Source organism: Xanthomonas sp. WHRI 7064, assembly GCF_040202355.2.
Taxonomy (GTDB): Bacteria; Pseudomonadota; Gammaproteobacteria; order Xanthomonadales; family Xanthomonadaceae; genus Xanthomonas; species Xanthomonas arboricola.
In genome coordinates, this window is the sequence record NZ_CP167821.1 from 1,631,293 (window position 1) to 1,654,583 (window position 23,291).

26 protein-coding genes and 2 other RNA genes are annotated in these 23,291 nt (G+C 66.4%); 7 read left to right on the forward strand and 21 right to left on the reverse strand.

Annotation, left to right across the window (positions count from 1 at the left end; all coding sequences use genetic code 11):
• Positions 1-65: 65 nt before the first annotated feature.
• The 7 genes from ABQY74_RS06995 to ABQY74_RS07025 form a co-directional block, all read right to left on the reverse strand.
• Entirely contained in the window at positions 66-236 is a 171-nt protein-coding gene (locus tag ABQY74_RS06995) for a hypothetical protein (RefSeq protein ID WP_184231156.1), read from the reverse strand.
• Between the two features lie 53 nt (positions 237-289).
• On the reverse strand, positions 290-655 hold the full coding sequence (locus ABQY74_RS07000) for a hypothetical protein (RefSeq protein WP_016903723.1): 366 nt from the start codon (positions 653-655) through the stop codon (positions 290-292).
• A complete protein-coding gene (locus tag ABQY74_RS07005) occupies positions 652-1,209 on the reverse strand; it encodes a polymer-forming cytoskeletal protein (RefSeq protein ID WP_039809913.1) in 558 nt (185 codons plus the stop codon). Before ABQY74_RS07005 ends, ABQY74_RS07000 begins: the two co-directional genes overlap by 4 nt.
• A 95-nt stretch (positions 1,210-1,304) precedes the next feature.
• A complete protein-coding gene (locus ABQY74_RS07010) occupies positions 1,305-3,014 on the reverse strand; it encodes a diguanylate cyclase (RefSeq protein ID WP_349793882.1) in 1,710 nt (569 codons plus the stop codon).
• 116 nt (positions 3,015-3,130) lie between these two features.
• Positions 3,131-3,457 (reverse strand): hypothetical protein, encoded by a 327-nt coding sequence (locus tag ABQY74_RS07015; protein WP_016904095.1) that lies wholly within the window; start codon positions 3,455-3,457, stop codon positions 3,131-3,133.
• A gap of 239 nt (positions 3,458-3,696) precedes the next feature.
• Positions 3,697-4,038, reverse strand: coding sequence for a hypothetical protein (locus tag ABQY74_RS07020; protein WP_016904096.1), 342 nt, complete (start codon positions 4,036-4,038; stop codon positions 3,697-3,699).
• A 122-nt stretch (positions 4,039-4,160) separates the two neighbouring features.
• The gene (locus ABQY74_RS07025) at positions 4,161-5,336 is read right to left on the reverse strand and encodes a thiolase family protein (protein WP_047125720.1); all 1,176 of its coding nucleotides are present in this window, start codon (positions 5,334-5,336) and stop codon (positions 4,161-4,163) included.
• Between the two features lie 186 nt (positions 5,337-5,522).
• Here ABQY74_RS07025 and ABQY74_RS07030 point away from each other — a divergent pair, with 186 nt between their 5' ends.
• Positions 5,523-8,372 carry a S8 family serine peptidase gene (locus ABQY74_RS07030; RefSeq protein ID WP_349793880.1) on the forward strand — a complete coding sequence of 950 codons (2,850 nt, stop codon included), beginning with the start codon at positions 5,523-5,525 and terminating at the stop codon, positions 8,370-8,372.
• A 55-nt stretch (positions 8,373-8,427) separates the two neighbouring features.
• On the opposite strand, the gene ABQY74_RS07035 is transcribed toward ABQY74_RS07030, so the two are convergent.
• The 3 genes from ABQY74_RS07035 to ABQY74_RS07045 form a co-directional block, all read right to left on the reverse strand.
• Positions 8,428-9,528, reverse strand: coding sequence for a Glu/Leu/Phe/Val dehydrogenase dimerization domain-containing protein (locus tag ABQY74_RS07035; RefSeq protein WP_024938010.1), 1,101 nt, complete (start codon positions 9,526-9,528; stop codon positions 8,428-8,430).
• 155 nt (positions 9,529-9,683) lie between these two features.
• Positions 9,684-10,934, reverse strand: coding sequence for a 2OG-Fe(II) oxygenase (locus ABQY74_RS07040; RefSeq protein ID WP_104624283.1), 1,251 nt, complete (start codon positions 10,932-10,934; stop codon positions 9,684-9,686).
• A gap of 183 nt (positions 10,935-11,117) precedes the next feature.
• Entirely contained in the window at positions 11,118-11,645 is a 528-nt protein-coding gene (locus tag ABQY74_RS07045; RefSeq protein ID WP_039520180.1) for a M48 family metallopeptidase, read from the reverse strand.
• 175 nt (positions 11,646-11,820) lie between these two features.
• On the opposite strand from ABQY74_RS07045, the gene ABQY74_RS07050 reads away from it, so the two are divergent.
• A complete protein-coding gene (locus ABQY74_RS07050) occupies positions 11,821-11,994 on the forward strand; it encodes a DUF1328 domain-containing protein (RefSeq protein WP_003489471.1) in 174 nt (57 codons plus the stop codon).
• 173 nt (positions 11,995-12,167) lie between these two features.
• Here the strand turns inward: ABQY74_RS07050 and ABQY74_RS07055 are convergent, their stop codons facing one another.
• A complete protein-coding gene (locus ABQY74_RS07055) occupies positions 12,168-12,422 on the reverse strand; it encodes a DUF2789 domain-containing protein (protein ID WP_016904102.1) in 255 nt (84 codons plus the stop codon).
• Positions 12,423-12,553: 131 nt separating this feature from the next.
• On the opposite strand from ABQY74_RS07055, the gene ABQY74_RS07060 reads away from it, so the two are divergent.
• Complete coding sequence (locus tag ABQY74_RS07060) at positions 12,554-12,820, forward strand: DksA/TraR family C4-type zinc finger protein (RefSeq protein ID WP_024938007.1); 267 nt, start codon at positions 12,554-12,556, stop codon at positions 12,818-12,820.
• A 157-nt stretch (positions 12,821-12,977) separates the two neighbouring features.
• Here the strand turns inward: ABQY74_RS07060 and ABQY74_RS07065 are convergent, their stop codons facing one another.
• The 3 genes from ABQY74_RS07065 to ABQY74_RS07075 form a co-directional block, all read right to left on the reverse strand.
• Complete coding sequence (locus ABQY74_RS07065) at positions 12,978-13,571, reverse strand: mechanosensitive ion channel family protein (RefSeq protein WP_039530084.1); 594 nt, start codon at positions 13,569-13,571, stop codon at positions 12,978-12,980.
• Between the two features lie 233 nt (positions 13,572-13,804).
• The gene (locus ABQY74_RS07070) at positions 13,805-14,053 is read right to left on the reverse strand and encodes a hypothetical protein (protein ID WP_349793878.1); all 249 of its coding nucleotides are present in this window, start codon (positions 14,051-14,053) and stop codon (positions 13,805-13,807) included.
• A 123-nt stretch (positions 14,054-14,176) separates the two neighbouring features.
• A non-coding RNA gene (locus ABQY74_RS07075) (sX9 sRNA) lies at positions 14,177-14,251 on the reverse strand.
• 130 nt (positions 14,252-14,381) lie between these two features.
• Between ABQY74_RS07075 and ABQY74_RS07080 the strand changes: the two genes are divergently transcribed.
• From ABQY74_RS07080 to ABQY74_RS07090, 3 genes are read left to right on the forward strand one after another with little or no spacing between them, the layout of a single operon-like run.
• Positions 14,382-14,969 (forward strand): sigma-70 family RNA polymerase sigma factor, encoded by a 588-nt coding sequence (locus ABQY74_RS07080; RefSeq protein ID WP_349793877.1) that lies wholly within the window; start codon positions 14,382-14,384, stop codon positions 14,967-14,969.
• Positions 14,966-15,499: a hypothetical protein gene (locus ABQY74_RS07085; RefSeq protein WP_053045281.1), complete on the forward strand. Its 534-nt coding sequence runs from the start codon at positions 14,966-14,968 to the stop codon at positions 15,497-15,499. Before ABQY74_RS07080 ends, ABQY74_RS07085 begins: the two co-directional genes overlap by 4 nt.
• A gap of 11 nt (positions 15,500-15,510) precedes the next feature.
• Entirely contained in the window at positions 15,511-16,395 is an 885-nt protein-coding gene (locus ABQY74_RS07090; protein ID WP_349782100.1) for a DUF4097 family beta strand repeat-containing protein, read from the forward strand.
• Between the two features lie 83 nt (positions 16,396-16,478).
• Here ABQY74_RS07090 and ABQY74_RS07095 read toward each other — a convergent pair whose 3' ends face one another.
• From ABQY74_RS07095 to ABQY74_RS07110, 4 genes are all read right to left on the reverse strand, one after another.
• Positions 16,479-16,664: a hypothetical protein gene (locus tag ABQY74_RS07095; protein WP_010366034.1), complete on the reverse strand. Its 186-nt coding sequence runs from the start codon at positions 16,662-16,664 to the stop codon at positions 16,479-16,481.
• A 189-nt stretch (positions 16,665-16,853) separates the two neighbouring features.
• Positions 16,854-18,230, reverse strand: coding sequence for an Hsp70 family protein (locus ABQY74_RS07100; protein ID WP_104624288.1), 1,377 nt, complete (start codon positions 18,228-18,230; stop codon positions 16,854-16,856).
• Between the two features lie 124 nt (positions 18,231-18,354).
• Complete coding sequence (locus tag ABQY74_RS07105) at positions 18,355-18,828, reverse strand: peptidylprolyl isomerase (RefSeq protein WP_104555771.1); 474 nt, start codon at positions 18,826-18,828, stop codon at positions 18,355-18,357.
• A 275-nt stretch (positions 18,829-19,103) separates the two neighbouring features.
• Positions 19,104-20,138 carry a cation diffusion facilitator family transporter gene (locus tag ABQY74_RS07110; protein WP_238150298.1) on the reverse strand — a complete coding sequence of 345 codons (1,035 nt, stop codon included), beginning with the start codon at positions 20,136-20,138 and terminating at the stop codon, positions 19,104-19,106.
• 115 nt (positions 20,139-20,253) lie between these two features.
• Between ABQY74_RS07110 and ABQY74_RS07115 the strand changes: the two genes are divergently transcribed.
• Positions 20,254-20,589: a zinc ribbon domain-containing protein YjdM gene (locus ABQY74_RS07115; protein WP_349793876.1), complete on the forward strand. Its 336-nt coding sequence runs from the start codon at positions 20,254-20,256 to the stop codon at positions 20,587-20,589.
• Positions 20,590-20,706: 117 nt separating this feature from the next.
• Here ABQY74_RS07115 and ABQY74_RS07120 read toward each other — a convergent pair whose 3' ends face one another.
• The 3 genes from ABQY74_RS07120 to ABQY74_RS07130 form a co-directional block, all read right to left on the reverse strand.
• The gene (locus ABQY74_RS07120) at positions 20,707-21,495 is read right to left on the reverse strand and encodes a hypothetical protein (RefSeq protein WP_349793875.1); all 789 of its coding nucleotides are present in this window, start codon (positions 21,493-21,495) and stop codon (positions 20,707-20,709) included.
• A gap of 231 nt (positions 21,496-21,726) precedes the next feature.
• Entirely contained in the window at positions 21,727-22,782 is a 1,056-nt protein-coding gene (locus ABQY74_RS07125) for a L,D-transpeptidase (protein ID WP_065049704.1), read from the reverse strand.
• A gap of 379 nt (positions 22,783-23,161) precedes the next feature.
• Positions 23,162-23,237, reverse strand: a non-coding RNA gene (locus ABQY74_RS07130) — sX9 sRNA.
• Positions 23,238-23,291 lie beyond the last annotated feature (54 nt).

Genomic DNA, 23,291 nt, shown 5'->3' on the forward strand with positions numbered 1-23,291 from the left:
GATCCTGAGAATGGGAATGGCACGCATCGACGCACCACTGCGGCAAGGCCTGCAGATCGCAATCGCTAGTCGAGCCAGTGCGCGATCAAGGCAAGGCCATCGAATCGATCAAGCGCCTGGCGTGGCGTGAGCTGGCCGTCAATGCAGCACGCCCGCCGCCAGCTCGCACCGTTGCGCATCGAATAATCAGTCAGCACTCGGAAATCGAACACCACGCAGGCGCTGGCCCGCATCATCCACCCCGACTCCCGACTCCCGACTCCCGATTCACGATTCCCCGCCCCAACCGCTAATGCCGCGACCGCCGCCCAGGCGAACGCACCGCAGTCGCCTCCACCGCCAGCGTAAAGCCGCGCTCCTCGCCGCCCTGCATTGCGCCGACATCCACGACCTGGCGCCGAATCTCCTCGCCCTTGCCGTTACGCACCACCACCACCACGGTGTATTCCCATGGATCGCCATCGGCGGGATGGCGAATGGTGCCGTCGACCTTGAGCGGCACGATCGGTGCCGGCTGTGCGTGCTGCGCCGCCGCCGAGTCGAAGCGCAGGTGGTGCTTGCACGCAGGGCAGACACTGGCGCTTTCCAGGATCGTCGCCTTGCAGTGCGGGCAGCTGCGCGTGGCACCGGGCGTGCCCGGGCGGGGCGCACTCATGTGGCGTCGCTGTCTCCGCTGACGACCGGCTTGGCCGCAACGACCGGCTTGCCGGTGTCCTCGCCCCAGCCAAAATCGGCCTGGCCGCGCATGCGCGCACCCGAGGCCACGGTCAGGCTGCCGGCCTTGACGTCGCCGACCAGCACGCCGGAGGTCTGCAGCTCCACCTGCGCGGCCGATTCGATATTGCCCTCCAGCTCTCCGGCGATGATCACCTTGTTGGCGCGCACGCCGCCGTTGAGCTTGGCGCCGCGCTCGATGGTGAGATCGCCCTTGACGTTGACATCGCCCTTGAAGCGGCCGGCCAGACGCACGTGGCCGGCGCCCTCGATCTTGCCTTCGATGCTGATGTCGGCGGCAATCAGCGATTCCTTGGCCTCGCTCTGGCGCTGCGGTGTGGCCGCTGCGGGTGCGGCGCTTGGTGGCGCGGCGGCGGGCACCGGGGGTGCCGGGCTGGCCTCGGCAGTGAACAGCCGCCCATCGGCAGCCGGGACCTCAGGGGCTGCGGGAACGCCGTCTTTCTTGTTGGGACCTTGATCGCGCCACATCGACATCGGACTGCCTCGCTCGGGGTCAAAACCGACTATCGCCGCGCGGACCGATCTTTTGTGTGACGGGTTACGCAAACCAGCACCGATGGCGTGCGTGCTCAGTCCACTGCGGGCGTGGCGGCGCCATGCCGCTCGACCCGGTTACGACCGCCGTGCTTGGCGACATACAGGGCCGCATCGGCCTTCTGGATCAGGCTCGCTCCCAGCTCGCCATCGACCGGGAAGCTGGCCACGCCGATCGAGGCCGTCACCCGCGGCAACGAGCGCGGGCCGTCGCTGACTGCCAGGGCCGCGATATGGCCGCGGATGTCCTCGGCCACACGCAGTGCCTCGACGCCATCGGCCTCGGGAAGAATGACCGTGAACTCTTCGCCGCCGTAGCGGCAGGCGACGTCTTCGGCACGCAGCCGGGTCAGCAGCAACTCGCCCAGCGCCGCCAGCAGCAGATCGCCGCCGGCGTGGCCCTGGCTGTCGTTGAATTGCTTGAAGTGGTCCACGTCCAGCATCAGCACCGACAACGGCAGGCCGCGGCGTGCGCAGCGCGCCAGTTCGTGGCTGAGCGATTCTTCCAGATAGCGGCGGTTGTACAGCCCGGTCAGTGGGTCGCGAATCGACTGCCGGCGCAGCGATTCGCGCAGGCGCAGATTGCTCAGCGCCAGCGACAGCTGTTCGGCAGCCGCCTCGGCGATTTCCAGGCGGGGCATCGGCCCCGGACCCGGCGAAGACAGGAACAGGAAGCCGAGCTGGGTGCCTTGCGCGGACATCGGCAGGCAGGCGGTGGTGACGGCGCTGCCGTGCTCGGGCGCACCGATATGCGCGCACAGCGCATCCCGGCCCAGGTCGTCGACGATGTGCGGTTGACCACGGCGCAGCGCCCAGCATTCTTCGGGCAACAGATGCGGCGCGCTGTGCACCAGCGGCTCGCCCCAGTGACTGATCGCTTCGGCGCGATCCTGCGAGGCACGCAGCAGATACACGCTTCCGGCAACGCCCGGCAGCAGGCTGGCCAGGGTACGGCTGCTCACCATCAGCGCCTCTTCTGCGCTGATGCAGCTTTGCAGCAGGCCGGTATAGCGGCTGAGCAGATTGAGATCGGCGGTACTGCGTTGCAGCGCAACGACGCTGTCGCCCAACTCGCGATTGGCTTGCGCTGCGCGTTTCTCGGCCTGCGAGCGATGCCGCAGTTCGCGCATCAGCAAGGCATAGACGGTGCCGACCACCGCCAGCCCGAACGGGATGCCGGCCAGTGCCAGCACCAGCAGCAAGGCTGCACTCTGCCGGCTGCTTTCGGCCCGTTGCGTCAACAGCTCCTGTTCGCGTTGCACCATGGTCAGCGCCTGCCCGCGGATCGCGCTGGTGGTGCGGAAGGCGGTCTGCCGGATGCCGGCGCGGGCCGGCTCCAGGCCCTGCTGCGAATACACGTCGAGCACGTGCTGGATCTGCTGCAGGCGCGTTTCCACCAGCCGTTGCAAGGTGTCCAGGTGCTGCACTTGGCCGGGATTGTCGGCGATCAGGCGACGCAGGTTGTCGAGCAGGATCGGCAGACGCTCGACGCTGGTTTGATAGTCGAGCAGATAGGCATCGTTGCCGGTGAGCAGAAAGCCGCGCTGCGCCGATTCGGCGTCCAGCACGCGCGCCTGGATCTCGTCGACCCGGCCAATCACTTCATGCGTATGCGAGACGAGTGCGGCATCGGCCAACGAGCGGCGGGCACCGACAAAGATGCCGACACCAATGGCGATGAAGATCAGGGCAGAGAATGCCAGCGCCAGCTGGTTGCGGCGGCGCGCAGTAAAAGAGGAGGGCATGGACGAATGCTAGCCTGCCAGCCTCGACAACACGAGGTCGCTGTTGGCGGGAAACAAGCGCGCCGGCCCAATTTGGCCGGCGCGTTCGCAAACTGCTGATACGGTCACACGGTCAATCAATGCTGCGGATGTTCGGCATCGTGCTTGTCGGCGTTCTGCTCGGCCTTGTTGGCCATCTCGCGGGTCTTGTCGGCGGTGGCGTCTGCCGCATTGGCGGTTGCGCGGCTCGCATCGGCGGCCAGTTCGCGTGCAGCCACGCGTGCATCGGCGGTGGCGGCCTTGGCCTGCACGGCGGCGCGATCGGCAGCTTGTTCGGTCGCAGCCGCAGCGTGCTTGGCAGCGGAGGCGGCATCGCGTTGCGCCTGCTCGGCGTCAGGGCCCTGGCAAGCGGCGAGGGTGAGAGCGGCGATGGCGCTCAACGACAGCATGCGGATCGTCTTCATGGGTGGTCCTGTTCCTGTTCCGGTGTTGGAAGAGCGAGCTTATGCACGCGCCGATGCAGCCGGCGTCAATGCGCGGCCGGCCATTCAGCCAATGGGCGGTATGCACAGTGCACGTCGCGACAGGGAGCCGCTCCGGTGCAGGAAAGGCAACGCTGGCCAGGCGCCTATAAATCGCGGGCAAAGAAAAAGCCGCTGGAAACCAGCGGCTTTCTCCGAACTCGCTTGAAGCTAAGAAGTGATTACTTCTTGGCTTCTTCGGCGGTGTCCTTAGCAGCTTCGGCGGTGTTTTCAGCCGTCTTGGCAGCGTCGGCAGCCTGCTCAGCAGCAGCGTCGGTGGCGGCGCCGGAAGCAGCCTGGGCAGCGTCAGCAGCGGTGTCAGCCGAAGCAGCGGCGGTGTTGGCAGCAGCCTGAGCGGCGTCAGCCGACTGCGAGCCCGAGGCAGCAGCCTGGTCAGCAGCGGTCTGAGCGTCGGCAGCAGCTTCGTTAGCCGAAGCAGCAGCGTCCTGAGCCTGTTCCGGCTTCGAGCAAGCGGTCAGGGCCAGGCCCAGAGCCATTGCGATCAGCAGCTTGTTAATGGTCATTGTTTCAATCCTCGTCGTTAGATTAGGCAACGCGCTATTGCGCGCCCCCGACATGATGACGGTCCAAAGACCAGTGTCAAGCGTGCGCGCATTCAGTTTTGCAAAATCGCCGTTAAAAACAATTAAATCAATTCGATAGCGATGGCAGTCGCCTCGCCGCCGCCGATGCACAGGGTCGCGATTCCGCGCTTGCCACCGCGCGTGCGCAACGCATTCACCAATGTCACCACCAGGCGGGCACCGGATGCGCCGATTGGATGGCCCAAGGCGCAGGCACCGCCGTTGACGTTGACCTTGTCGTGCGAAATGCCCAGCTCGGCGATCGGCGTCATCGCCACCACCGCGAATGCTTCGTTGATTTCGAACAGATCCACCTCGTCCAGTTGCCAGCCGATCTTGCCGATCAACTTCTGGATGGCAGCGACCGGCGCGGTGGTGAACCACTCAGGTTCCTGCGAGTGGGTGACATGCCCCACGATGCGCGCCAACGGTGCGATGCCACGGCGCTGCGCCTCGTCTGCGCCCATCAGCACGGTGATCGCCGCGCCATCGGAGATGCTCGACGAGCTGGCGGCGGTGACGCTGCCGTCCTTCTTGAAGGCCGGCTTCAGGGTCGGGATCTTGGCGATGTCGGATTTGCCAGGTTGCTCGTCGCTGTCGACGACCACCTCGCCCTTGCGCGTGGCCACGGTGACCGGAACGATTTCATCGGCGAACGCACCGCTGCGCTGGGCAGCCTGCGCGCGTTCGACCGAGGCGATTGCAAACGCATCCTGATCGGCGCGGCTGAAACCGAACTTCTCGGCAGTGGCCTCGCCGAACACGCCCATCGCCTGGCCGTCGTAAGGGTTGGTCAGACCATCCCACGCCATGTGGTCGACCGCCTGGAAGTTGCCGTAGCGGTTGCCGGTGCGCGAATTAGGCAGCAGATGCGGCGCATTGCTCATCGACTCCATGCCGCCAGCGACCACGATGCTGGCCGAGCCTGCCTTGATCAGATCGTGTCCGAACATGATCGCCTTCATGCCCGAGCCGCACACCTTGTTGATGGTGGTGGCGCCGGTGGAGGTGGGGATGCCTGCGGCAATCGCCGCCTGACGTGCGGGCGCCTGGCCCAGGTTGGCCGGCAGGACGCAGCCAACGATGACTTCTGAAATGTCGGCCGGCGCGACGCCGGACTGCGCCAGCGCGCCACGGATCGCAGTGGCGGCGAGCGTCGGCGCCGGCACACCGTTGAATTGACCAAGGAACGAGCCGATGGCAGTGCGTTTGGCAGCAACGATGACGATGTCGGACATAAAGGAGATACCGTTTAAAGTGAAACGATTATCTGCCTCATGCTCGGTTCGCGCCAGCACGCTCCCGGCGCTGCGACATTCGCTACGCAATCAGCTGCGACAGCCGTGTGAGGATGCAGTATAAAGACGGCGTTCGGGCCCGGGATTGGGCCCTATCCATGGAATGGGTTCGGGGAGAACATCCAAATGAATAAGATAGACGTCGCCAGGACTGTCCTGGCTTCGGCGTTGGCCGTGGCATTGACCGCGTGTGGCGGCGGTGGTGGGGGCGGTGGTATTCGTCCGAGCACACCAACGGCACCACCACCGACGTCGCCACCGCCACCACCGCCGCCGACTTCACCGCCGCCGCCTCCGCCGCCGGTGGTCGCACCGCCGACGACGCCGGAACCTGCATTCGACGCGCATCTGGCGCTGACCAACGCACGCGCTGCGCAGGCATTGGGGTTCACCGGTGCGGGCTATCGCATCGGCGTGATCGATACCGGCATCAATACCAATCATCCGGCCTTGCAGGGACGAGTCAGCAACAGCTTCATCTATGTGGATCCGCGTACCAACAACGTCGCTGCGGGCGACGTGGTGGGCCACGGCACGGTGGTCGCGCAGCTGGCAGCCGGGCGCGCAGTGGGCCAATGGCCGGGCGGCATCGCCAGCGGCGCCGGCCTGGTGTCGGCACGCATCATCAGCGACGAAGCACCGGACGATGACGGCAGCGGCGAAGGCAACGAGGTCGACGGCCCGCTTGGTCTGGGTCCGGTGCATGCCGATCTGATCAGCGCCGGTGTGCGCATCATGAACAATTCCTGGGGCGGGCTGTATTGGAACGACCCGGCGGTCACCAACCAGATTGCGCAGGAATACCGGCCGTTCGTCATCGGCAACGATGGGTTGGTGGTGTTTGCGTCGGGTAACGAATCGCGATCGCAACCGTCCGATACCGCTGCGCTGCCCAGCCAACCGGGCCCGAATGGCACGCTGCCGGCCGCCGATCTGGAACGCGGCTGGCTGGTCGTCGCTGCGCTGGATACCGCCAATCCTACGCAGCTGGCCTCGTACTCCAATGCCTGTGGCGTGGCGATGCGCTATTGCCTGGTGGCGCCGGGCACCTCGATGTTCCTCGACCCCGATGCGACCGCCAGCAATATCCGCTACTTCTACGGTAGCGGCACCTCGTTTGCGGCGCCGTTGGTCTCCGGTGCGGCTGCGCTGGTGTGGCAGGCGTTTCCGTATTTCAGCAACGATCTGGTGCGGCAGACGCTATTGGGAACGGCCACCGATCTGGGCGCGGCCGGCGTCGACCCGACCTTCGGCTACGGCCTGCTCAATGTCGGCAAGGCGGTGCTAGGGCCCGCGCGCTTTGATTGGGGCACGGTGGATGTCACCGTCAACACATTGCGTTCCACCTGGGCCAACGACATCAGTGGCACGGGCGGCCTGACCAAACGCGGCACCGGTACGCTGGTGTTGAGCAGTGGCGCCAATACGTTCAACGGCGACACCCAGGTGCTGGGCGGCACCTTGCAGACGGCCAGTCTGCAGAGTGCGCGCGTTGGTATCGCCAATGGTGCGACGTTGATCGGTGCGGGCAGGATCGGCGGACGCGTCGATAACGCCGGCACCCTGCAGGTCAACAGTGCGACGCTGTCGATCGCGGGCAATTACACCCAGGCCAGCAACGGTCGCCTTGCCTTGAACGTGGGCGACCGGGTGAACGTGACCGGGACCGCGACGATTACAGGTGATCTGCAAGTGCTCGGCCGCCGCGATTACGTGGTCGACAACGCGACCTACACGCTGTTGCAGGCCAGCAGCGGGTTGCAGGGCACGTTCGATACGCTCAGCCGCGGCGCGGCGGTGACCTTCCTGGATGCCTCGCTGACGTACGACAGCAATGCGGCTTACCTTGCCTTGCGCAGCTTGAATGCCACCGCCGTCGCCGCCACGCTGGGCATGACCGGTACGGCAGCGATGGATTCGGCAATCCGCGTCGAGCAGGCGTTCCAGCAGGTGGATGCGCAGCAATTGCAGGGCACTGGCGGCATCAGCAGCGGGTTCATCCGCGCCGCAGCGGCGTTGCAGCAGTCGCCGGATGCCAAGGCTGCCGCCGATTCGCTGCGCAGTCTGTCCGGGCGTGCGCATGCCGAGTCGGCAGCGATGACCTTCGACACCATCGATCTGGGGCGGCGTGCGTTGGCCTCACATTTCGACGGCTTGTCGCAGCAGCCGCGCATGCTGGGCGTCTGGCAACGCGCGCTCGGTGGGCCGGGCGAGGGTGGCGTGACCACCGCAGGATTCGCCACCTCCGGCTGGATGATGGGCAACGACCTGCGCCTGGCGTCGGGCGCAGTCACCGGCTTTGCCTTCGGCGAAACGCGCTCCAACAGCCTGGGCGATCTGGACGGTGCACGCGGGCGCGATCGGCAGGTGCAGGGGCAGCTGTACTGGGGCACCACGCTCGGCTCGGCGTACACGCTGAGTCAGTTGGGTTTCGGCAACGTCAACCGGCAGATCGAGCGCAGCCTGCAGTTGGGCGAAGACCGCAGCAGTGCCTTCAGCGACTACAGCGGCAGTTACCTCAGCGGCAACCTGGAAACCGGGTATCGCCTGGGTGGCGCGCGCGCCAGCCTGACGCCCTACATGGGGCTGGATTACGTGCGTCTGCGCAGCGAGGGATTCCGCGAAAGCGGTGGCGACGGCTTCGGCTTGCGTGCCGATGCCAGCACCTCCGCGCGCACCCAGGTGCTGGCCGGCCTGCGTTCGTCCTATCGCTGGCGCGGCGTGCAGCTCGGCGGTTATGCCGAATGGCAGCAGGCGTTGAGCAGCGAAGGCCTGACGCTGGATGCCAGCTTCATCGGCGTGGACGCATGGGCGCCGTTGCGCGGCATGCAGCCGGCGCGCTCGGGTGGTCTGTTCGGCATCACCGCGGCCGCGCCGTTGGGGCCGCAGAGCCAGTTGCGCTTCGGCTACGACCAGCGGGTGGGCGAGCGCGGTGACGATCGTGCGCTGAGCCTGCGTTACAGCGCCGATTTCTGATCGGCGCGTCTGATCGGTGGTTCACCTGTCCAGGCAAGATGCCTGGACAGGTGGGTCACTCACCGCGCAGCTTGTGCAGGAAGCGCGGTGCGGTGCGGCCCAGCGGCAGTTTGAGCTTGCTGATGGCCTCGATACGCGCCTCGGCAATCTGGTCGGCCGCCTGCTGCGGCGCGACGCCCAACCGGGAGGACAGGTCGAAGACCTTTTCCAGGTTGTGATAGATGCTGCGGATCAGGCGCATCGCGCGTTCGCGGTTGTAGCCGTCGATCTCCAGCGACACGTTCATTACGCCACCGGCATTGACCACGTAATCGGGCGCATACAGGATGCCGCGCTTGTGCAGCTCTTCGCCGATGGCGGCGCTGGCGAGCTGGTTGTTGGCGGTGCCGCAGATGATCTTGGCCTTCAACCGCGGCAACGTGTCTTCGTTGATCGCGCCTTCCAGCGCGCAGGGTGCGAATACATCGGCCGGCACCTGGTAGATCTCCTCGATGCTGACCGCTTCGGCACCGTATTCGGCCACCGCGCGATCTACCAGCGCCGGGTTCAGATCGGCCACATAGAGTTTGGCGCCGCGTTCCTTGAGCAGCTTCACCAGCTCCATGCCGATGTGGCCCAGGCCCTGGATCGCAATGCTGGTTTTGCCGACTTCCTCGTGGCCGAGCCTGCGATTGAGCGAGGCCATCAACGCCTGCAACGCACCATAGGCGGTGAACGGGGCCGGGTCGCCGGAGCCGCGATGCACTTGGTGCACGCCGGTGACGTACTCGCTCTCCAGGTAGATCTGTTCCATGTCGTTGACGTCGGTGCCGACGTCTTCGGAGGTGATGTAGCGCCCGCCCAGGGTGTCGACAAAACGGCCGAATGCGCGGAACAGCGCCTCGCTCTTGTCACTCTTTGGGTCGCCGATGATCACCGCCTTGCCGCCACCGACATTCAATCCCGCCAGCGCGTTCTTGTAGGTCATGGTGCGGCTGAGCCGCAGCGCATCGTCCAGCGCCGCCTCGCTGTTGGGGTAGGGGCGCATGCGCACGCCACCCAGCGCGGGCCCGAGACGGGTGCTGTGCAACGCGATGATCGCTTTCAGGCCGGCGTCGCGGTTGTGACAGAAAATCACCTGCTCGTGGCCGGTGGTGTCGAGGGTTTCGAAAAGCATCGAAGGCTCCGCGGGGCTGCGTGATGTGCCTTCCCTGAGGCCGGGCCGGAACCCGTGCAATGGGAAACAAAAACGCGACGTCTGCAGACCCTGTCCGATCACGTCGCGCTGCAACATTTTAAACCACGTCGGCGGGGGCTAGTGTATGAATCTGTTCACCAATGCCGATAGCGCTGCTGCCGGAACCACAGCGTTCCCAGCCATTTGCTTCCTGCGCTGACCGGCAGGCCGGCGTGCAGCGAGTCGGGGTCGGGGCGGCCATCGGCATGCAAATTGTCGAAGCACACCACCGACCCGGCACGTGGACGCACGCGCACGCCCGCGACCGGGAAGTCGGTGTCGCCCCCTGCCTCGACATCGTTGAGGTAGACGCAGGCGGTGCGCAGGCGATTGCCGGCAGTGGGGCGGTCGGCGGCGATCGTGCCGGGCGGCAGGTAGTCGCGATGCGCGCGGTACTGCTCACCCGGCGCGTAGCACAGCACCGACAGCGCTTCGGCATGGGTCAGCGGCAGCTGCGCACAGGCCGCTACGCGCGCCTGCGCCGCACGCGCGGCAAAGTCTTCGAGGATGGGGTCCAGGGTGGCGCCGCGGCTGGTGCGGATCGGCGCGCGGCGCGTGCTCGCATCGTCGGGGTCGACCACTTCGGAGGCGCGCAGGTGCGGCCGCGCCAGCAACATCAACAGGCGGCACTCGTCGGCAGACAGCACCCCGCAGACTTCTTCGATCATGGGCGCATCGTGGCGGCGCGTTGCGACATGTCGGGCAGCGAAACGGATGCGCGGGTCGTCGCCGAGCGGATCCGGCGGTGTGATCTGCACGGCAGGCGCCGCGGCGATACCCAGCGGCTGCAATTGCCGCAGCAGCTGCGCCGCGGCGTCGGGTTGCGGCGGGACGCCTTCGCCACGCATCAGGCGCTCGGCCAGTAGCGCCGCAGCCAATGCGTCACCGGCTGCGGCGGCGCGCTCCAGCAAGGCAACGCAGCTGCGTTGCTGCGCGGGGTGATCGATCCGGCCGTGCTGGATGGCCAGCGCGCGCAGCGCAGGCGGGTAGTTGGCTGCGGCCGCTGCATGCAAGCGGGATTGCGCCTGCGTGTCGAGCATCAACGGGGCGTCGGTGATGGCCACGGTCGCCAACAGATAGCGCGCTGCCGCAACATCCTGGCGCTCGGCGTGTTGCCAATGCTCCTGCGCACGGGCCAGGTCCACCTCGCAACCCACACCGTAGGCCAGCATGCGGCCGGCTTCGATTTGCGCGCCGGCATCGCCTGCGGCCGCACTGCGCGTGTACCACGCCAGCGCCTGCTCGGGCTGCCCGGTACGCACCAATGCATGTGCCAGCGCCGTCATTGCTGCGGGGTGGGCGGTCTGTGCGGCCTGGGTGAGCTGCTGGAGGGACGGTGCCTGCATGGAGGCATTCTAGGAGAGGCCGGCAACCCTGTCGTGCCTGATCCCAGGCGGGCGCCGCTGCGGCTCGCGTAGGTCGATGGCGGGCTCGCCGAGATCAGTGCAGGTCGCGCGTCCCCGGCGGGCGACCGGTCGCCACGGACGAGTGGTCGCGGCGATGGGCTGCCTCGTCTAGTCGGTGCGCGATCAAGCGTCCGTGGACAGCGCCAGGTGGGTCAGATACAGGCGCAGGTCGAACTCCAGTTGGTGGTAGTCCGGGCTCATGTGGTTGCACAGCTGGTAGAAGGCCTTGTTGTGATCGGCCTCTTTCAGATGCGCCAGTTCGTGGGCGACGATCATCTGCAGGAACGGTTCGGGCGCATCGCGGAAGATCGAGGCGATGCGGATCTCGCGGCTGGCCTTGAGCCGGCTGCCGTGGACGCGCGAGATCGCCGTATGCGTGCCCAGCGCATGCTTCACCACCTGCAGATGGTTGTCGTAGAGCGCCTTGTGCAGGGTGGGCGAGGAGCGCATGTAGCGCTCCTTCATGGCCTTGACGTAGTCGTACAACTGCCGGTCGGTGCGGATGCTGTGGCGATCCGGGTAGCGGCGTGCCAGCACCAGGGCAAGTTTGTCCTGCGCGATCAGCTCGCGCACCTGATCCAGGACTGCGGGCGGGTAACCGGCGAGATAGCGAAGAGTGTCCATGCCAATCGATTGCTGCGAGCTGCGCATGATCGCCGATGCAGGCGCTGCTGGCGAATCTGCACGCGCGATTGTGGCGTCATGTGTCAGGCGTATTCACGAATGCGGCACATCCGGATGCGTAGCGTGCAGCGCATGTTTTGCGGCACGACTGCGCAAGCACACGACTGAACACGGCACCGTGCCGGATGAGGAGACAACAAACATGATCAAGTGGGCCATTATTTTCGCCATCATCGGACTGATTGCCGGTGCGCTCGGGTTTGGCGGCATGGCGGGCGCTGCAATGGGGATTGCCAAGTTCCTGTTCTGGGCCGGCATCATCATCGCCATCGTGCTGTTCGTGCTCGGCATGACGATCGCCAAAAAGGTGACCTGATGCCCGAGGCGTGCGTCGGTATGCGGTTCGCATGCCGGCTACATCGCCCCGAGTGCAAAGGAGCGGCCAGCGGCCGCTCCTTTTTTTATTCCTGCAAGCTAATCAACCAACAAAACGACAAGCCGGCCGCGAGCGAGGTCTAGCGCAGGACACTCGCTGCGTTCTTGCGCGGATCAGACGCCGGTGTCGTCGGCAGTGGTGTGCAAGGCGATATTGAGTTGATCGATGGTCACGATCCAGTCGGCATCGTCGAGGCGCTCTTCACGCAGCAGCTGCGCCTGCGCCGGTGTCCAGAAGGGCGCTTCCTCCAGGCGCATGTCGCCCGGCAGCGGAGAGTGTTCGTCGATGAAGCTGCGGATGCTGACCTCATCCGACGGCAGGCCCAACTGGGCGAATAATTCGGAGAACGGGTGGACGTGTTGTTCCATTGCGACTTCCTCGAAGAGTGCGAATGGGCGGATGCTAAAGCACCTGATTTGAGCGCGCTGTGCACGTCCGGCTTGGATTTGCCTGGGCGCATGCCCATATTTGAGTTCTGAGCAGACAAGCCGAGGCGAACATGGCGACCGGATGGGCAGGTGATGGGGCGGTGCAGGACCAGATCGATGCGACCGTCGAGGACGCGATCAAGCGCGCGCGGAGCCAACTGCATCAGGGCCCGAGCCTGACTCACTGCGAGGAGTGCGATGCGCCCATCCCCGAGGCGCGCCGCAAGGCAGTGCCGGGCGTGCACCTGTGCGTGAACTGTCAGCAGGCGCACGACCAGGAGCAGGCGGCGCAAGGCGGCTACAACCGTCGTGGCAGCAAGGACAGCCAGCTGCGTTGATTGCCATGCGGCTTCAGGGCAACCGGCAAACGACTGCGCTTGCCGCCAGGCGGCTGCGGCCATCGCTCGGGCTTACATGCGACATTCGTATGCCATGTCCTTGCGACGCGCTGACCGAGTCACCCGATAACGGCTCACTACCTCTTGTCAGACGCCCTCAGTTGGCGTTGAAGTGGCTGGTCTCGCGCCAACGGCGCGTGGTGCGCTGGAAGAACAGGCTGTTGGGAACCTGCAGCACGCTGCCGGCGTGGTCGCCGGTTTCTTCCAGGGTCGTGTAAATCACGTTGATGTCGATCACCCGGCCCTTCAGGCCGGGCTTGTCGCCGCCTTCCAGCAGTTCGATGTGGTCGTGCAGACGGAACGGGCGCGTGGTGATGATCAGGAAGGTGCAGAAGATATTGGACAGCACGCTCCATGCCGCGAAGAACGCCACGGCACCGACTGCCGCGAATCCGGTGAACGCGGTCCACAAGGTGCCGCTGGAGACACCCAGCACGTTCAGTACCGTCAGCACCGCAGTGACGGAAATGACGAAGCTGCCCACGCGACGGATGCCGATCATCATTTCCGCCGGCAGGCTGTAGCGCGTACACAGGCGGCGCAGCACTTGCCGCAGCAGTAACCGAACCAGCGCGGCAACGGTGAGGATCAGCACGATCTGGACCGTCAGCACTGCCACGGTCAGCCACTGCGGATTCCAGTGCGGCAGCAGGCTACGGATCATGGTGGGCAAAGCGTCGGACGCGGACATCGGATCGTGCAGGTTCACAGAGACCGCCCATTGTAACGGGGGCGTCATTGCGCAGCCGGTGCGCGGGGTGAACGCGCGCTCAGCGGTGGCGGTAGCGAGATTGATTCAAGGGTGCTGCGACGGATTGCGGTATCACAGCTGTGCGTGGCCGGGGCGCTCGGTGCCATGCGCATCGATGGAGGCCAACACGGCGATACAGCAGCGACCGAAATTCACGATGACGCTGCAACCGGTCAACGCATAGAACTGCGGCCATGCGCGGACAACGCGACAACGCGCCGCCACAGCTGCTCGGCGCGGCGCACCGGCAACCAGTGCGCCGGTGAGTTCAGCTTGACGCATGACAGCCGCGTCGACGGCAGGTGCAGCAGGCAGGCCTGCAGGCGCGCAGGCGTCAGCGTGAGCTGCACTGCATCCATCGGCAGCGGGGCCGGGCACTGGGTGGAGCACAGGCTCAGCAGAATTCCGAGAACATGCGGCATGGCGACGTCCGATCAGGGGGCCTGCGCCTGGAGCGGACAACGGCCGTGCTCCCGGCAAACGATGCGGCGCAGGATTGCGCCATCGCAGGCTTGGATGCGGCGGCCGGCGAAAAGGTTTAGAGCGGCTAAAAATGGAGCGAGCAGTCGTCAGGCGGATGCAGACGGCACGCTCGGAACCGGGGTGTACGAGTGGTCTATGTCGATTCCGCACCGGCAAGGCCCGCCGGGCGGCGGCGCAGTAGGCTTGTCGGCCGCTCCTGGAACCGTGCTCGAAAAAATACCTGGGCGCGGTTTAAACCTTTGCGCTGCCCGGCGCATCGAAGTGGATATGCTCGACACCTCCATGCCCATCGATGCCTCAGCTTGTGACGGTCCGGCCGGACGCGACGACGCGGCGCTGGCGCGTTCCGCCGCAGGCGGCGATCGCACCGCCTACGAGGCCATCTACCGCCGTCATGCGCCGCGCCTGTATGGGGTGGTGTGGCGGCTATGCGGCGGCAATGCGGCGCGTGCCGACGATGTGCTGCAGGAAACCTTCATTGCCGCATGGAAGGCCTTGCCGCAATTCCGCTTCCAGAGCGCGCTGGGCACCTGGCTGCATCGGCTGGCCGTCAATACGGCCCTGATGGAGCTGCGGGCGCGCTCGGTTGCGGGCGATCAGATGGTGGACGATGTCGATGGCGAGATCCTTGCTGCCATTCCAGGTGCCGCAGCCTGCCAGGCCACCCAGATGGATCTGGAGCGCGCGCTGGAGACGCTGCCGCCGCGCGCACGCGCAGTACTGGTGTTGCACGACATCGAAGGCTGGAAACATCAGGAAATTGCCGACGAACTGCAGATGGCGGTCGGCAGTTCCAAGGCGCAACTGCATCGCGCGCGCGGCCTGCTGCGCGTGCGGCTGGGAGATATCGCATGAACCACGATCCGCTTGATCCGCACGCAACCGATGACGCCGCGTTGTCCGCGCGTCTGCGTGCGTTGCCGCAGCAACGTCAGCCACCGGCGCAGCTCTGGGAGCGCATTGCGCCCGCACTGACGCCGCACACCAACGTGGTTGCCCTGCAGCCGCGCCGCCAGCGTGCCTGGACCTGGCCTGCGTTCGGTGTGGCGCTTGCTGCTGCGCTGGCGGTGGTGGCGATCGTGCCAGGGCTCGATCGCTCGACCCAGCCGCCAGCGCCAGCGTCGTCACGCCCTGGCTTGGTGGCGCAGGCACAGGCAATGGCCGGGCAGTACCAGCAGGCCATCGACGCAGTGCCGGTGCAGCAGGTGCCGGCCGATCTGCGCCCGGCGCTGGCCGAGCTGGACCAGAGTGCGCAGGCCATCCACCACGCCATCGCGCAGAGTCCGCGCTCTGCATTCCTGTTGTCGCAGCTGCAACGCACCTATGCCAAGCGCCTGCAACTGACCCGTCTTGCCGCGCAGGGCGAGACGTCCTTTCCAAGCTGAGGAGCATGCCCATGCGTTACGCCCATCTATCCGTGTTGTTGCTGATTGCGTTTTGCGCACTGCCGGCGGCAGCGCAGACCACCGTGAAGCAGAGCCATCCGCTGACGCGCGGCGGGCGCGTGGAGCTGGACAACATCGCCGGGCAGATCCGCGTGCGCGGCTGGGACCGCGACGACGTGGCGCTGACCGGTACCCTGGGCGAAGGGCAACGCCTGGAGGTGGATGAAAGTCCGGACCGGCTGCAGTTCGAGGTGATCTACCCGCGTAACAACCGCAACAGCAGGGGGGCTCAACTGGAGCTGCGGGTTCCGCGCGCGGCGCTGCTGGAGGTGGAGGCGGTGAGTGCCTCGGTGGATGTCGATCAGGTCGATCTGGCGCGTTTGCAGCTCAAGTCGGTCAGCGGCAACGTGGTCGCAGCCGGACGCGCCAGGGAAGCGCAACTGGAAACCGTCAGCGGCGCGCTGCGCAGCACGGTGGCCAGCGCACGGCTGAGCCTGGGCACGGTCAGCGGGCAGATCGATGCGCCGGCCGGCGCCAGCGGCGTAGTGTCGGTCGAGTCCGTCTCCGGCCAGATCCGGGTCGGCGCGGGGCAGGTGTCGCAGCTGCGCGCCGAGAGCGTGTCCGGCGCAACGGCGCTAACGGTGACCGGTCTGGCGCCGGGCGGCAGCATCGCTGCAGAGAGCGTCAGTGGCACGATCAGCCTGGGCGTGCCGCGCAACGTGTCGGCAGCGCTGCAGGTGGAGGTGTTCAGCGGCGACATCCATTCGGTGGCCGGGCAGGTGGAGCGGCCGGAGTACGGCCCGGGCAAAAGCCTGAGAACCCGGCTGGGGGCGGGCAATGGCGACATCAAACTCGAGTCGCATTCCGGCTCGGTGCGCATCGATTACGGTAACTGAGCGGCTGCGCCAACTGTGGCCTGAAACGAACGTGCCACCTTGCGGTGGCACGTCGGTACAACGCTTCGGTTTGCGGGTGACGCTTAGGCGATCTTGTCGCCGTCGTTGCGCGCAGGGCCGAAGTTGGTGGTGAGCACTTCGATCCGGCCGCCGGTCTTGCGGAACGCGGCGATGTCGGCAGCGATACGCTCACGACTGAGCGGCTGCGACTTGCCTTCGCTGCGAGCGATGCTGGGCTGGGATTTCTGCTTGGTCGCGGGACGTGCCATGTGGCCTCCTGTAGCGGGGAAGTGCGATGACACCGCGTGCGGCTAGGGTGGCGCGCGCGGAAGCGGTGTCGAGAGGTGCGATCGCGTTCGGTGCGCAATCGCGGCGGCACGGCAAGCGTGCCTTGCTGACAAGCCGGCTAAGCGGTGTGCAGCAACCGTGCATTGTAACGGATGGGCGCCCGCGTTGCCTTAACCGTCCGACAGACGGGCCTGGCGTGCCGCCGCCCAGGCCAGGCCCTGCACCACGCCGAAGGACGGATCGCCCTGCACCAGGCGCGATTCCGGGAACGCGGCTGCCACCGTGTCGCGGATATAGCCGGCACGCGACATGCCGCCGGTCAGGAACAGCGTGGCCGGCGGCGCATCCAGGTCGGCACGGACCTGCGCAAGCAAGCCTTCCAGTTCGCCCAGGTAGCTGGAAGCGGACGCAACCAGCGCACTGGCCTGCACCTCCACCTCCAGCCCGCGTTCGATAAAGTCCAGCCCGGCCTGGTGCTGGTCGCGCTCGCTGAGCGCGATCTTGCAGGCTTCCACGCCGCGGTACAGGCGCGCGGTGTTGCCGGTGTCCTGCAGCGCCTGCAGGCGCTTGTCGAACGGGGCAGGGACGTCCTGGTACTTGTGCAGGCGGAATTCGCGCTGGCGGGTCATGTCCTGCACCATCGCCGCTTCCACGTAATGGTGGGTGGGCACGCGGGTGATGCCGCGGCCGAACAGCGGCATGTAGGCGGCCAGACTCAGCGCCAGATCGATATCGGTACCGCCGCGCGCGATGCCCCAGGCGCGGTGCACCTGCGGCGCGGCGCTGCCGCCGACGCTGGCATGGGCGATGTCGGTGGTGCCACCGCCGATGTCCACCACCACGGTGTCGTGACGGCTGTCGTGGCTGACGTGGTAATGCATTGCGGCCGCTGCGGGTTCTTCGAGGAAATCCACGCTGTCGAAGCCGGCCGCGATGGCGGCGGTCTGCAGAATCTCCAGCGCTTGCGCGTTGCCGGCCTCGCCGATGGAGCTGCGGAACTGCACCGGACGGCCCAGCGTGGCGCTGCGGATATTGATGTCGAACTGGCGCGAGGCGGTGAGCCGGATGTGTTCCAGCACGTGCGTGGCGATGCCGGTGATAGTCTGGCGCGCGCGCGGGTGCAGGTTGTAGCCCAGCATCGATTTGGGGCTCTGCACCAGGCTGCCTTCGCCTTCCAGGAAATACGCATCCAGCGCGTCGTCGCCGTAGACCGCGTTCTGCAGCAGGGCGGCGGAGCTGCGCGGCTCGCGCACCTGCTCTTCCATCCATTGGCGGCGCACGATGCGGATCGCATCGCGGCGCAGGCTGTCGTTGCTGGACGTGCGGCCGGCCGCGGCGGCGTCGCGACGGCCAGAGTCGATCAGCCGTTCGACCTCGTATTCCAGCGCCGGGGTCAGGCTGAAATCGTCCGGGTCGCGCATGGTCTCGGGGAAATACACCGTGGTGCGGAACTGCAAGGCCTCGCCGAAGCGCACCGGGACCACCTGGCCATCGACGATCGCCGCGGCGGCGGAGTTGCTGGTACCGAAGTCGATGCCGAGTTTCATGCAAGCGGGCCTGTGAGCGGGCCGCGCACTTTACTACTTCTGCTGCCGGCGACGCCCGTCGCGCTGCGTTCGGACGTCGCAGCAGCCGAACTGCCGCATGCCCACAGGCGCGCGGCACACCCGATCAGGCCGCGACGCTGGCGACCTGGCCTTCGTTCAGTTCTTCGGTGGTGGCTTCGCGCACCTCGATGACTTCGACCGCGAAATGCAGGGTCTGCCCGGCCAGCGGATGGTTGCCGTCGACGGTGACCTGCTCCGGGCCTACCTCGGTGACGGTGACCAGCACCGGGCCCTGCTGGGTGCGCGCCTCGAACTGCACACCCGGCACGACCTCGACATCGGTCGGGAACGCCTCGCGCGGCACCTGCTGGATCAACTGCTCATGGCGCGGGCCATAGCCCTGTTCGGGCACGACATCGGCGGTGAGCGTCTCGCCGACGCGCTTGCCGTCCAGCGCCTGTTCCAGGCCGGGCACGATGTTGCCGGCGCCGTGCAGGTAGCTCAATGGCGTGTCCGGCGTCGAACGGTCCAGGACCTGGCCGCTGTCGTCGGAAAGGGTGTAATGAATGGTCGCAACGCGACCCTGGCTGATTTCCATCGGAAACCTCCATGACTTGTGATCGAGTGGGATGCGTCGGCTGACTCACGACGCCAAGAGGTGGTGCCCGCCTACCGTAGGCAATCGACCCGGATGATGCAACCGCAGCTGGGGCTGCGGTTAGGGCGAGGATCAGCTTGGTGGTGACGATGTCACCGCTGCGATGCAACTGCTTCCTGCGCGATGCGTCTTTACTCGAAGGTGAGCCGATTGATGCGCGTCACCTGCGGCGTTTGGCCGCGTGGCGATGCACGCATTCCACGGCCTGCCGTGCGCTAATCCTTCTCGGCGCCACGTTCGATCTGGGCGCGGCGCGCGTGCCAGGTTTCCGGCGTCTGCGGCTTGATGAACAGCGCGGTGAGCTCGGGATGCTGACGCTTGGCGGCCGCTTCGATGCGCCCGACGCAGGCTTCGATCTGTGGCGTGGTGCGGCTGTCTTCGAACTCGGCGCTCAACGCGGCGACCACCTGGTTCGGGCCCATCTGCATGGTCAGTACGCCGTTGGCGGCACGCACATCCGGATCGCTGGCGGCAATGCGCAGCAGCGATTCGGTGACGTGCGCGTGCGCGGGCTCGCCGATCAGCAGGCCCTTGGTTTCGCGCGCCAACAGGAATGCGGTGAAGGCCAGCACACAGGCGATGCCGATCGAGGCGATGCCATCGAGTTCGGGCATGTCCAGCAGCTGTGCGCCGGCCAGGCCAAGCACCGCCATGAACAAACCGATCAAGGCGGCGCTGTCTTCGAGCAGCACGGTGAACGTGCTGGGATCCTTGCTCTGCCGGAATGCCTGGAAATAGCCCATGCGGCCCTTCTTGGCGCGGAATTCGCGCAGCGCCACCACCCAGGAAATGCCTTCGAACACGATCGATACACCGAGCACGATGTAGGCGAGCAGATGGCTCTTGGCCGGCTCGGGATTGCGCAGATGCACGATGCCCTCGTACAGCGACACGCCTGCGCCCATCGCGAAGACCAGCAGCGCGACGATGAAACTCCAGAAGTACAGCTCACGCCCGTAGCCGAACGGATGGGTCGGCGAGGGGGCCTGCGCGGCGCGGCGCAGGCCGTACAGCAGCAACACTTCGTTGACGGTGTCCACCAGCGAGTGCACGCCTTCGCTGAGCATCGCCGAGCTGCCCGAAATCCCTGCGGCGATGAATTTTGCGATCGCGATGGCAAGGTTGCCGGCCAGCGCGACATAGACGACCAGATGCGAGCCGGTTTTCTTTGCCGCGCCCGGTTCGCCAGCCGTAGGCGCGGTGGATCCTGGCGCAGCGCCGGGGGCTTGGGGAACCGATGGGTTGGGCACGTGCGACCTGCAGGGCATTCGACAAGCGCTGCACTATCGCGCCGGCGCCGTGCCGGAGACGTGATCGCGCGGCCGGGGCGCTACAATCCACGCCCGTTTTGAACCTAGGAATCGCATGTCTTCCGTTCCCGCCTGCCCGCAATGTGGCCTGGACAATACCTATGCCGATGACGCGATGCTGATTTGCGCAGACTGCGGCTTCGAATGGAGTGTGGGCGAATCCGCCGCGGCTGCGACGGTGGTGCGCGACAGCAACGGCAACCTGCTGCAGGCCGGCGACACGGTGACGGTGATCAAGGACCTGAAGGTCAAGGGCTCGTCGATTCCGCTCAAGCAGGGCACGCTGATCCGCAACATCCGCCTGGTCGAGGACGATGCCGAGCACATCGAAGGCAATTCGGAAAAGATCAAGGGCCTGGTGCTGAAGACCTGTTTCCTGCGCAAGGCCTGAGGCTGTTGCGGAGGCAGCAATACCGCCTGCAGCGTGTGTAGGAGCGTGCTTGCGCGCGATGAGGCATGTTCGATAACGCTTCATCGCGCGCAAGCGCGCTCCAGCGTTGCGGCATGCTCAATCGCGCGGATACACCGCCGCCACCGTGCAACTCTGGCGCATCCGCGCGGCCAGGCCGCCACGCGTGGTGCTCAGATCGCCCTGCTGGCCGGATCCGGCAGCCGCGCCGGCAAGTGCCATTTCGTCGAGCACATCGACCTTGTCGCCGGGATTGCCGCAGATCGCATTCAGGCCCATGCCGGAGACGAAGCGGATCGGCGGTGCGCCGCTGAGTTCGCGGCAGCTGTCCATCAGTTCGACACGGTAGTGGCGATGCGTGCCGGGGTGACGTGGCGAGACTTCCACCACCAGGCCCTGGCCGTCTTCCGACCACGAACGCAGCATGCTGGGATTGAAGCAGTAGCTGGACGAGCCGGCGAAATTGCGCCGGCGCGCTTCGCGCACGCTGACCCCGTCCAGGGTCGGAATGCCGCTGTCGCGTTGCCTGGCCGCACTTGCGTATTCGCGCGCACTCAGCGTGGCGATATGGCTGACCGCGCAGTGCTGCTGGCCCGAGCGCACGTATGCCGGAGCACCGTTACAGACCCAGCCGTGCGCCGCCAGCAGGCTCGCATCCGCTTGTGCGGCCAGTTGCGGGCAGTCCTGCGCCAGACTGATGCGGAACAGCCGCCCGCCCTGTTCGGCCACTACCAGTGTGCGCGGATCGGCTTGATGCAGCTCCGTCACCTTGCGCGCATCCAGGCACTCGGCGTTCGGTGCGGCAGGGCGCAGCGGCTCGGCCGCTGCAGTGGATGACGCGTAACCGAATAGCGTGCTGCCGAGCAGAACCGCAGTGAGTAAACGCATCACGCACATCCTTGGCAATGAGGGATGTCCGCATCATCTGCCAAGCAGGTCGCGCTGACAATCGCAGCAACGCGTGTCGGGTCGCGCGCTCAACAACGCCGGGCGGGCGGCCAGCGCTCGGCACCGCCAGCGCATACGAGTGCGTGCCGATCCCGGGCTGCACGCATGTGCGCGCGCAACCTTACGCGCGCCTTTCACTTTGCTGCCGCGATAACGCGGCGCAGCCTGCGCTCAGGGCGCCTCGGGCGGGTCCGAATCCAGCACCTGCAGCTTTCCGCCGGTGGTTTCGGGAAGGATGCGTTGGTCGGTGGCCACCAGCACCACGCCAGGCGTCAGCAGCGGCAGCAGGCCGGCCAGGAAGGCCGGCGGCACCTGCAGCCGCGCGATGGTGTCGGCATCCAGGGCCTGTCCTGCTGCTGCGCTGCTGCCTGGGATGCCGATGCGCATCCAGTTGGGCATGCGTTGACCGGGCAAGCCGGGCACTTCGCCAGGCAGAAAACCCTGGCCGACGATGAACGCTTGCGTGCCCAGCGGCGCGGCGCCGGTCTGCGCGCGCAATGCCACTTGTGCGCGTCCGATCTCCACGCCGTTGCGATACACCACCAATTGCTGATCGCTGCTGCTGACCAGCATCGAGATCGGGCCGGTGGGTGCCAGCTCCGGCTGCCATGCAAAGCTCTGGCCGTTGGGCAGCGGCAGCAATGCCCGCTGCGCGCCGGTGGCCGGGTCGATCGGGCTGAGCGCGCGGGGATGCACCACCGCGTCCGCGTCCACACCGGCCTGCGCGACCACCACCACCATGCCCATGTTGGAATTGTCGAACAGCAGCCGCGCGAATTCCGACGGTAGATGCACGCAGCCATGCGATTCCGGATAACCGGGCAGGCCGCCTGCGTGCAGGGCCACGCCGTCCCAGGTCAGGCGTTGCTGATACGGCATGGGCGCGGCGTTGTAGAGGTTGGAGCGGTGGTCCTTGTCCTTCTGCAGGATGGTGAACACACCGGTCGGTGTCTCGTGCCCGGGCTTGCCGGAGCTGATGGTGGACACGCCGATCAGGATGCCGTTGCGATACGCATACGCGCGTTGCTCGGTGAGGCTGACAATCACCGCCATCGGCCCCCAGCCCTTGCTGACGCCGCCCCAGATCCATTCGCCCGGCTTGAGGTCGGCCGGCGCCGTTTCGGCAGGGCTGGACTGGCGCGCGCCCCAGAACGGCACCGCAAGCGCTGGCCCGCAGACCAGCAGCGTGCAAAAAACAATGGCAGTGAGCAGGGGCCGCATCGGCATTCCAGAGAGCAGTGTCGGCACGATCCTAGCGGGGCCGGGTGTACGCGTCATGTGGTTGCTACCGGGATGGCTACGTTGCGAAGGCATCCGCGTCGCGAGGGGAGCGTGCTGTGTACGCGTTTGCGTATTCGCCGAGCCTGGGGCGAACGCACGCACAAGCGCTTGGCCTTGCGCGCCGGTTTAACGATTGAGTTGGCAGATGCACGATGGCCGCCGCCTAGCGCTAGGCGATCGGGCAAGGGATGCGTATTGCGCCTGCACGAAATACCGGGCCGGCGACGTGCTCAGATCCAACGTGCGCGTGCGGACCGGTCGCTCCGCACGGTGGCTGCGCTCGCTTGATGCCGAGCGCAGCCGCTGTGTCGGCGAGACCTGGAGCAACTGACAAAACGGAGCGGGCAGTCGTCAGGTGGGTGCGGACGGCGCGCAGGAACCGGAATGTACGCGTGGTACATCCCGATTCCGGGCATCGGCCGCGCCTGCCTGGCGGTGAGCGCAGGCGTTTTGCA